The 9,527-nt window shown below is 70.2% G+C and carries 10 protein-coding genes; 7 read left to right on the forward strand and 3 right to left on the reverse strand.

Features of this window, described 5'->3' with window-relative positions; genetic code table 11:
- The first annotated feature begins 24 nt into the window (after positions 1–24).
- The 3 genes from ACILRF_RS03990 to ACILRF_RS04000 are packed head-to-tail and all read left to right on the forward strand — an operon-like array spanning position 25 to position 2,986.
- Positions 25–1,254, forward strand: a complete 1,230-nt coding sequence (locus ACILRF_RS03990; RefSeq protein WP_395670975.1) for a putative DNA modification/repair radical SAM protein — start codon at positions 25–27, stop codon at positions 1,252–1,254.
- Entirely contained in the window at positions 1,251–2,687 is a 1,437-nt protein-coding gene (locus ACILRF_RS03995) for a UdgX family uracil-DNA binding protein (RefSeq protein WP_395670976.1), read from the forward strand. The genes ACILRF_RS03990 and ACILRF_RS03995 overlap by 4 nt, the downstream gene beginning before the upstream one ends.
- 35 nt (positions 2,688–2,722) lie before the next feature.
- Positions 2,723–2,986, forward strand: a complete 264-nt coding sequence (locus ACILRF_RS04000; RefSeq protein ID WP_395670977.1) for a hypothetical protein — start codon at positions 2,723–2,725, stop codon at positions 2,984–2,986.
- Between the two features lie 14 nt (positions 2,987–3,000).
- On the opposite strand, the gene ACILRF_RS04005 is transcribed toward ACILRF_RS04000, so the two are convergent.
- Both ACILRF_RS04005 and ACILRF_RS04010 read right to left on the reverse strand, forming a co-directional pair.
- Entirely contained in the window at positions 3,001–3,498 is a 498-nt protein-coding gene (locus ACILRF_RS04005) for a recombinase family protein (protein WP_395670978.1), read from the reverse strand.
- Between the two features lie 161 nt (positions 3,499–3,659).
- Complete coding sequence (locus ACILRF_RS04010) at positions 3,660–4,187, reverse strand: GNAT family N-acetyltransferase (protein WP_395670979.1); 528 nt, start codon at positions 4,185–4,187, stop codon at positions 3,660–3,662.
- Positions 4,188–4,329: 142 nt separating this feature from the next.
- On the opposite strand from ACILRF_RS04010, the gene ACILRF_RS04015 reads away from it, so the two are divergent.
- Positions 4,330–4,947, forward strand: a complete 618-nt coding sequence (locus tag ACILRF_RS04015; RefSeq protein WP_395670980.1) for a histidine phosphatase family protein — start codon at positions 4,330–4,332, stop codon at positions 4,945–4,947.
- Between the two features lie 12 nt (positions 4,948–4,959).
- On the opposite strand, the gene ACILRF_RS04020 is transcribed toward ACILRF_RS04015, so the two are convergent.
- A complete protein-coding gene (locus ACILRF_RS04020; protein ID WP_395670981.1) occupies positions 4,960–6,360 on the reverse strand; it encodes an alkaline phosphatase PhoX in 1,401 nt (466 codons plus the stop codon).
- A gap of 153 nt (positions 6,361–6,513) precedes the next feature.
- On the opposite strand from ACILRF_RS04020, the gene ACILRF_RS04025 reads away from it, so the two are divergent.
- The 3 genes from ACILRF_RS04025 to dxs form a co-directional block, all read left to right on the forward strand.
- Positions 6,514–6,759, forward strand: coding sequence for an exodeoxyribonuclease VII small subunit (locus tag ACILRF_RS04025; RefSeq protein ID WP_395670982.1), 246 nt, complete (start codon positions 6,514–6,516; stop codon positions 6,757–6,759).
- Positions 6,760–7,641, forward strand: coding sequence for a polyprenyl synthetase family protein (locus ACILRF_RS04030; protein ID WP_395670983.1), 882 nt, complete (start codon positions 6,760–6,762; stop codon positions 7,639–7,641).
- 24 nt (positions 7,642–7,665) lie between these two features.
- Positions 7,666–9,527 (forward strand): 1-deoxy-D-xylulose-5-phosphate synthase (gene dxs / locus ACILRF_RS04035; RefSeq protein WP_395670984.1); only part of this gene is annotated, 1,862 nt, incomplete at its 3' end.

Raw genomic sequence — 9,527 nt, forward strand, 5'->3', positions numbered from 1 at the left:
ACGTGGAACAATAGGTTGGCGGGCATGGCGGTGCTCGACCTCAAGCGCAAGCTGGCCATCCTTTCGGACGCCGCGAAATACGACGCCTCCTGCGCCTCGTCCGGCGGGGCCAAGCGCAATTCCCTGGGCGGGCGCGGCGTCGGCTCGACGGAAGGCATGGGCATCTGTCACGCCTACGCGCCGGACGGCCGCTGCATCAGCCTGTTGAAGATTCTGCTGACCAACTTCTGCATCTACGACTGCGCCTACTGCGTGAACCGGGTGAGCTCGAACACGCCGCGGGCCCGCTTCTCGGTGGAAGAGGTCGTCGACCTGACGCTGAATTTCTACAAGCGGAACTACATCGAGGGCCTGTTCCTGTCGTCGGGCATCATCCGCGACGCCGACTACACCATGGAGGCGATGGTGCGGGTGGCGAAGACGCTGCGGGAGGTGCACGACTTTCGCGGCTACATCCACCTGAAGGTGATCCCGGAGGCCTCGCCGGCCCTGGTCAACGAGGCCGGGCTCTATTCCGACCGCCTGTCGATCAACATCGAGCTGCCGAAGGACGAAAGCCTGGCGAGCCTGGCGCCGGAAAAGGACGTCGTCGGCATCAAGAAGGCGATGGGCGCGGTGCGGCTGGCCGCCGACGCCGCCGCGCCGCCCAAGCGCGGCCGCAAGCCGCCGGCCTTCGCTCCGGCCGGCCAGTCGACGCAGATGATCGTCGGCGCGGACGCCGCATCGGACGGCGAGATCCTCAAGCGCAGCGAGACGCTGTACGGGGCCTATCGGCTGCGGCGGGTCTATTATTCTGGGTTTTCGCCGATCCCGGATTCGACAGCGCGCCTGCCGTTGGCGCGGCCGCCGCTGGTCCGCGAGCACCGGCTCTACCAGGCCGACTGGCTGATGCGGTTCTACGGCTTCGACCGGGCGGAGATCATCGGCGAGACGGAGGACCTCGACCTCGCCATTGACCCGAAGCTGGCCTGGGCGCTGCGCAACCGCGGCGACTTCCCGGTCGACATCAACAGCGCCGAACGCGAGCGCCTCTTGCGGGTGCCGGGGCTGGGCGTGAAGGCGGTCGACCGGATCGTCGACGTGCGTCGGTACAAGCGGCTGGAGCTGGACGATCTCAAGCGGCTGTCGCGCGGCATCGAGAAGATGAAACCCTTCGTGATGGCCGCCGACTGGCACCCGGGCGCGAGCCTCGACGGGGCGCGCCTGCGTGAGCGCCTCGCGCCGCCGCCAGAACAGCTGAGCCTCTTCGGATGACGGTCGTGCGGCTGGCATCAGAGACGGACTTCGCCGGCTGGCGGGAGGCGGCGCGTTCGCTGCGCGCCGGCGGCGTGGCGCCGGAGGCAGCGTTCTGGACGGTGGACGGCGCCGCCGACCTGTTCGGCGAGGCGGCGCCGGCCCCGCATGCGCGGTCGGGTGGGGGCGATGCGCCGCCGTTCACCGTGCCGCGCGAGTTCATGGAGGTTGCCGGCGCGGTCATCCTGCACCGGTCGGACGAGCGGTTCGCGCTGCTCTATCGCCTCCTCTGGAGGCTGCAGGGCGAGCCCAACCTGATGCGCATCGCCTCGGACCGCGACGTTGCGACGGCGCGCAATCTCGCCAAGCAGGTCAGCCGCGCCGCCCACAAGATGAAGGCCTTCGTCCGTTTCCGGCTGACCGCCGACGCGGAGGGCGAGGCCTATGTGGCCTGGTTCGAACCGGCCCATCGGGTGACGGAACTCACCGCGCCGTTCTTCGCCCGTCGCTTCGCGACCATGCGATGGTCGATCCTGACGCCGGATGTCTGCGCCCATTGGGACACGCAGGGGCTGACCTTCACCCCCGGGGCCGACGCGGCGGATGCGCCGAGCGAGGACAGCCTGGAGGAGTTCTGGCGCACCTATTACGCCTCGATCTTCAACCCAGCCCGGCTCAACACCGCCCAGATGCAGAAGGAGATGCCCAAGCGCTATTGGCGGAACCTGCCGGAAGCGGCGCTCATTCCCGAGCTAATCGCACGCGCGGAGGCGACGACCGACGCCATGGTGGCCCAGGCCCCTTCCGAACCCCAGCGCCGGGTGAGCCGCCTCCCGAAGCGCGAGGCCATTCCCGAAGGCGTCGTCGCGACGAGCCTGGAGGAAATCGCGTCCGCCATCCAGACCTGCCGGCGCTGCGACCTCTACATGTGCGCGACGCAAGGGGTGGCGGGCGAGGGGCCGAAGACCGCCCGGCTGATGTTCGTCGGCGAACAGCCGGGAGACCAGGAAGATTTGGCCGGCCAGCCGTTCGTCGGCCCGGCGGGGCAGGTGCTCGACCGCGCCCTGGCCGAGGCGGGGGTGCCGCGGGCCGAGACTTATGTCACCAACGCGGTGAAGCACTTCAAGCACGAGCTGCGCGGCAAGCGGCGGCTGCACAGGACGCCGGACACCGGCGAGGTGACCGCCTGCCGGTGGTGGCTGGACCAGGAGCGCGGCCTCGTGCGGCCGCGGGTGGTGGTGGCGCTGGGCGCGACAGCGGCGCTGTCCGTTCTCGGCAAGGCGACGCCGGTGTCGAAGTTCCGCCAGCAGGCGCTGCAACTGCCGGACCAGTCGCAGGGCGTGGTGACCTACCACCCATCCTATCTGCTGCGATTGCCGGACGCCGACGCCAAGGCCAAGGCCTACGCCCTGTTCGTCGAGGACCTGCGGTTCGCCTGGAGGCTGGCCGCCTGAGGGGAACCGGCGGCGTCAGCGCCCGTTCGAGGCCTATGGAACGCCCGACTCCCGCCCATCTTGATCAGACCGACCCGGCCAAGGCGGAGGTGCGGGACATCCGCGAGGAAGCGGATCTGGAACTCGAGGCCTATGACGACCGCGACGGCCTGGTGCTGCTGATCCCGGAGGACCGCTGGGCGGAGTTCGTACAGCGGGCCGGGCAGGACGCGGCCGAAGATGGCGACGGCGTGCGTTATCGCGGCGCGCTGCTGCGGCCCGGGCCGGTCACGGCGGTGATCGCCCAGGAAGGGTTCTAGGGCCCAGGAGGGGTCTAGGCCTCGACGGCCGCCTTCAGCTTGCGCCAGACAGTCATGCGCGAGACGCCGAGCCGGCGGGCGATCTCGACCGGGCCCACGCCGGCCCGTTGCAGCGCGAGGATCTGGTCGGCCTCGGCCGGGCGACGACGACGGGCGAGACCGGCCGGCTCGAGCTCGGCGACGGCCTCGAGGGCGGCGCGCAGCGCGCGGGCCCCGTTGCCGGCGGTGCTCAGCTCCTGTTCCAGAACGAAGAGGGTCGCGCCGCGCAGTTCGAGGCGGCGCAGAACTTCCAGGACCGCACGGCAGCTGCCGCCGAGCTGACCGAGGCGCGTCACCACCAGTTCGTCGCCGGAGCCGATGAAATCGAGAATGGAATCGAGCACGGCGGTCTCGTCGCCGCCGGAGAGGCCAGGCTCCTCGGCGCGCACCACATGGCAGCCCATGGCCTTCAGCGCCGCCGTCTCCTGGGTCGATCCCTCGTCCCGCAGCCGCACATAGCCGATCTGCAACATCCCGACGCGTCCCTGAACCGATCGCTGCAAAGCGTCCCAAATGCGACGCTAGAGGCCAAGCGTCAAATCGTTAAATCGTCGCAATATTCACGCGTGTGCACGCCTGACGCGAGGCAAGATCGTGTTGGTTTAAAGCGCCGCTGACAGGGCTGTTGGAAAATCTAACCACACGGCGATATCCGACGGAGGATGAACTCCCGGTCGACCGTGCCGCCCACCCGGAAGCCATACTCGCCGGCGACCTCGAAACCGTGACGTCCATAGAAGCGCTGGGCGCCATAGTTCTCGGACCAAACCCCGATCCAGAGGGTTCGGGGACCGTCGCGCAGCAACCAGGTGATCGCCTGATCGAACAGCCGTGAGCCGAGGCCGGAGTTCTGCCGGCCCTGGACGAGGTACAGCGCCTTCACCTCGCCGCAGGCGGAGGTCACCTCTGGGTGGGGCAGGGCGCAGGGTCCGGCGCGGACGTAGCCGACCGCCTCGCCGTCCGCCTCGGCGATCCAGACGGCGCCGCGCGGCTCCGCGAGCGCCTCGCCGATCGCCGCTTCGCTGTACGCGCCGGCCAGGAACTCGGCGAGATGCTGCGGCGGGTAGAGGTGGCCGAAGGTCTCGGTGAAGGTGCGTGCGCCGAGCACCGCCAGGGTGGCGGCGTCCGCGAGATCGGCGCGGCGGATCGTGGGCTGGCTCATGGCGCCGTTTCTACAACGGGCGCTTCGGGTCCAGCCATCCCGGCGGCCCGGCGGGTTGTGCCCGCGCCCGTGGGCGGCTACCACCTAGCGAGGTTTGGGAGGGGTTGAGCGTGCGGACGAAGACGGGCGCCGTCCGGTTGGAATGGCCAGCGTCTTGACGGCCAAGCCCCCCGCCGCGCCTGCGACCTCCCGTTCCGGCGCCATCATCCTCGCCCGCCACGGCGAGCCGGCGCTGTCTCGCAAGGTCCGGCTGAACGCCGACGAGTATCGTGAATTCTGGGCCAGCTACGAGGTCCTCGGCCTGAAGCCTGGACAGACGCCGCCGCAAAGCCTGCTGCGCCTTGTCGGAGAATGCGGGGCCCTGGTCGCTTCGACCCGGCTGCGGTCGATCGAAAGCGCCCAGGCTCTCGCCGGCGAGCGGGTGTTCGAGCGCCACGAAATGCTGATCGAGGCGCCGCTGCCGCCGCCGCGCTGGCCGAAATGGCTGCGGATGTCGCCGAAGATGTGGGGGTTCTGGTCGCGCGTCTGGTGGTGGTACCTGAACCACCACGAGGGCCAGGAGACCCGCCGCCAGGCCGAGACCCGCGCCGACGAGGCCGCGGCCATGCTGATCCGGCTGGCCGAAGGCGGCGAGGACGTCGTCGTCCTCGCACACGGCTTCTTCAACTTCATGATCGGCCGGGCCCTGAAAGCGCGCGGTTGGCGGCTGGAGTGGAGCGAGGGCTACAAATACTGGTCGATGCGCCGCTTCGTGCGGTGAGTAGGGGTTTGGCTAAGCCCTCAGCCGTTCCCACGGCCCGGTGATCGCGAGGGTAAGGCCGGGCAGGTAGAGGTTCACGAACAGGGTCGATCCGTCGGGCGAGAAGCAGACGCCGGCCAGTTCGGTGTTGGAATCGGCGCCCGGGGCCTCGGCGTTGCGGCCGACGGTGTAGACCTGCCCCTGCGGGGTCACCGCCTTCAGCATGTTCATGCCGACCTTCTTGTCCTCGCAGACGAAGAGGTGGCCGTTCGGTGCGACGGCGAGGTTGTCGCACATCTCCATCACCGCCTTGTCGGCGGACTCGACGAAGAGCTCGATCTCGCCCGGCGCGTCGCGTTCGCCCGCTTGGCCCTCGAAGGGGCTCGGCCGATAGCGCAGGATCTGGCCGAACCGGTTCGGGCCGCCGCTGGTGCAGGTGAAGAACAGTTCGCCGTCGCCGAAATAGATGCCCTCGCCTCGGGCGAACATCGCCGCGCCCTTCGCCTCGCCGCGGTGGCGCAGGTCGTTGTTGCGGCTGTCGACGCCCTCGAGGTCAATCCACACCACCTGGCGCCGCTCGCCGGCCGCCCAGAACCGGTCGGCGTGGTTGCGCGGGTCGCCGCCGCCGACGAAACCCAGGGCCTGGAGCCGGCCGCCGGCCAGCAGCCGGTCCGGATCGTTCGGCAGGTAGCGGTAGAACAGGCCTTCGCCGGGGCTGAAGTCCTCGGTCAGATAGACGATGCCGGTGCGCGGATCGGTGGCCGTGGCCTCGTGCTTGAAGCGGCCCATGCCGGTGATCGGCGTCGGGTCGGCGAGCCCACGCAGGTCGGAGGGGACCTCGAACACCCAACCGTGGTCCTTCTCGCCCGCCTCGCCGGCGCGCAGCTCGGTTTCCTCGCAGGTCAGCCAGGTGCGGCGGGGCGTGCGGCCGCCGGCGCAGTTGACGGCGGTGCCGGTCAGGCTGAGGTGCTGGGCGACGACCGCCTGCCGGCGCAGGTCCCAAACCACGGTGGTCGTGCCGCCGTCCATCGGCCGGCCGAAGCGGTTGCGGTCGTAGGCGAGACCCGCCGGCACGCGGGCGGCCAGGGCGCCGTCGCGCCCATAGGCGGAGATGGCCGGGTCCGACGGCTGCTGCTCGTGATTGCGGACGAGGATCACCCGGTCGGGGTGCTCGAGGTCGGGAAAACAGGCCATGCCGTCGAGCTTGCCCGGGGTCAGGAAGCCGTCGTCCATCGGCTCGCCGGCGCGCGAGACGACGCGGTAGGAAAAGCCGTCCGGCAAGTCGAATATTCCAGCGGGGTCGGGCCGCAGGTCGCCGTAGCCGGTGATCTCGTTGCGATAGCCGCCCGCCGGCTGCGCCACGGCGCGCGACAGGCCGCCGAACGCCGCCGAGGTCGCGGCGAGGGCAAGAAAACTGCGGCGATGTACGGACATAGGGCCTCCCCGACGGGGGCGACCTATCGCGCGCGGATGTCACAGTCCAATGACGTTTCGTCACTCCCGGGCGCCTGCAACGCGGTTGTGCGGAACGGGGCGCCGCCTTAACGGTGGGGCGGCAACGTCCGCGCCGAGGAAGGTCCGTCTCCCATGTCCGAACCCGCCGACATCGACGCCCTGTCGTTCGAACAGGCCCTGGCCGAGCTGGAGCAGATCGTCGGCCGGCTGGAATCTGGCCAGGCTCCGCTGGAGGACTCGATCCGTCTCTACGAGCGCGGCGCGGCCCTGAAGGCGCACTGCGAGACGCGGCTCGACGCCGCCCGGCTGCGCGTGGAGAAGATCGTGATGGGCGCCCAGGGCGGGGCGCAGGGGGTCGAACCGGCCGAGTTCAACTAGATGATCGACCTCGCCCGACGCATCGCCGAAGCCGCCGATCTCGTCACGGTGGCGCTGGACGAGCTGCTGCCGCGCGCCGACGGCCCGGAGTCGCGCCTGACCGAGGCGATGCGGTACGCCGCGCTGGGCCCGGGAAAGCGGCTGCGGACCTACTTCGCCCTCGAGACCGGCCGCATGTTCGACGCCCCAGAGCGCTCGGTGCTGAGGGCGGCGTGCGCCCTGGAATGCATCCAGGCCTACAGCCTGGTCCATGACGACCTGCCGTGCATGGACGATGACGACATGCGACGCGGCATGCCGACGGTGCATAGGGCCTATGACGAGGCCACGGCGGTGCTGGCGGGCGACGCCCTCCAGGCGGCGGCCTTCGAGATCCTCGCCCATCCCGACACCCATCCCGACGGCGCGGTTCGCGCCGAGCTGGTGGCGCGCCTGGCGATCGCCTCGGGCGCCCGCGGGATGGTCGGCGGCCAGATGATCGACATCCTCGGGGTCCGTGACGATCTGGGCGGGGTGGCGCGGATGCAGCGGCTGAAGACCGGCGCCCTGATCGCCTGCGCCTTCGAGCTGCCGCTGGCGGTCTCGCGCGCGCAGGACGCTCATCGGCACGCCATGCTGGGTTTCGCCCACGACCTGGGGCTGGCCTATCAGATCGTCGACGACCTGCTCGACGCCGAGGGTGATCCCGATGCGCTGGGCAAGGCGGTCGGCAAGGACGCAGCGGCCGGCAAGGCCAACTTCGTCACCTTGCTCGGCGTCGAGGCGGCCCGCGAGCGGCTCGAGGTGCTGCGCCGTCAGGCCAAGGATCATCTGGAGCCGTTCGGCGAGGCGGCCGAATTCCTGCGGGCCAGCGTGGATTTCGTGCTAGAGCGCCGGCATTAGTCCGTCCGCAGTCGCGCGTAGCTCATGCCCCCTGTCACTCCCCTCCTGGACAAGGTCGCCGCCCCGGCGGACACCCGCAAGTTCAGTCTCCAAGAGCTCCGCCAGCTGGCCGACGAGCTTCGCGCCGAGACCATCGACGCGGTCTCGCAGACCGGCGGCCACCTGGGCGCGGGCCTGGGCGTCGTCGAGCTCACCGTGGCGCTCCATCACGTCTATGAGACGCCTCGCGATGTCCTGATCTGGGACGTCGGCCATCAGGCCTATCCGCACAAGATCCTGACCGGCCGGCGCGATCGCATCCGCACCCTGCGCCAGGGCGGCGGCCTGTCGGGCTTCACCAAGCGGGCCGAGAGCGAATACGACCCGTTCGGCGCGGCGCATGCGGCGACCTCGATCTCGGCGGCGCTCGGCTTCTGCGCCGCGCGCGACGCCGACGGGCGCGACAACCGCGTGGTCGCCGTGATCGGCGACGGCTCGATGAGCGCCGGCATGGCCTACGAGGCGATGAACAACGCCTGCGAGACCACCAAGCAGCTGACGGTCATCCTCAACGACAACGACATGTCGATCGCGCCCCCGGTGGGCGGGATGAGCGCCTACATGGCGCGGCTGGTGTCCGGCGGCGGCTATCGCTCGCTGCGGCGGGTCGGCAAGGCGGTGTCGAAGGCCTTCCCGCGCCCGCTGCAGGAGGCGGCCCGCAAGGCCGAGGAATATGCCCGCGGCATGGTCACCGGCGGCACCTTCTTCGAGGAACTGGGCTTCTACTACGTCGGGCCGATCGACGGTCACGACATGGACGCCCTCGTCCATGTCCTGCAGAACGCCCGCAACATCGTCGACAAGCCGGTGCTGGTCCACGTCGTCACACAGAAGGGCAAGGGCTACGCCCCGGCCGAGAACGCCGCCGACAAGTACCATGGCGTCGTGAAGTTCGACGTCGTGACCGGCGCCCAGGCCAAGGCCGCGGCCGGCGCGCCCAGCTACACCAAGGTGTTCGCCACCGAGCTGATCAAGCAGGCCGAGCGCGACCCGCGGATCGTGGCGATCAACGCCGCCATGCCGTCGGGCACCGGCCTCGACCTGTTCGGCCAGAAGTTTCCGGACCGGACCTTCGACGTCGGCATCGCCGAGCAGCACGCGGTGACCTTCGCGGCCGGGCTGGCGGCCGACGGCATGAAGCCGTTCGCGGCCATTTATTCGACCTTCCTGCAGCGGGGCTACGACCAGGTCGTCCACGACGTGGCGATCCAGGGCCTGCCGGTGCGCTTCGCCATGGACCGGGCCGGCCTGGTCGGGGCTGACGGGCCGACGCACGCCGGCTCGTTCGACATCGGCTTCATGGGTGCGCTGCCCGGCATGGTGCTGATGGGGCCGTCGGACGAGGCCGAATTGGCCCGGGCCATCGCCACGGCGGTGGCGATCGACGACCGCCCGAGCGCCTTCCGTTATCCGCGCGGCGAAGGCACCGGTGCGGAGATCCCGGCGTTCGCCGACCCGCTGGAGATCGGCAAGGGCCGCATCGTCCGCGAGGGGACGGCGGTAGCCATCCTGTCGTTCGGGACACGGCTGTCGGAAAGCCTGAAGGCCGCCGACATGCTGGCGGCCCGTGGCCTTTCGGCGACCGTCGCCGACGCCCGGTTCGCCAAGCCGCTGGACCTCGACCTGTTGCTGCGGCTGGCGCGCGAGCACGAGGCGCTGATCACCGTCGAAGAGGGCGCGATGGGCGGTTTCGGCGCCTTCGTGCTGCAGGCCCTGGCGACGCACGGGGCGCTCGACCGCGGGCTGAAGGTCCGCACCCTGGCGCTGCCCGACATCTTCCAGGACCACGACAAGCCCGACGCCATGTACGCCGAGGCCGGCCTCGACGCCGAAGGCATCGTGCGCGG

The organism is Phenylobacterium sp., assembly GCF_044236515.1.
Taxonomy (GTDB): Bacteria; Pseudomonadota; Alphaproteobacteria; order Caulobacterales; family Caulobacteraceae; genus Phenylobacterium.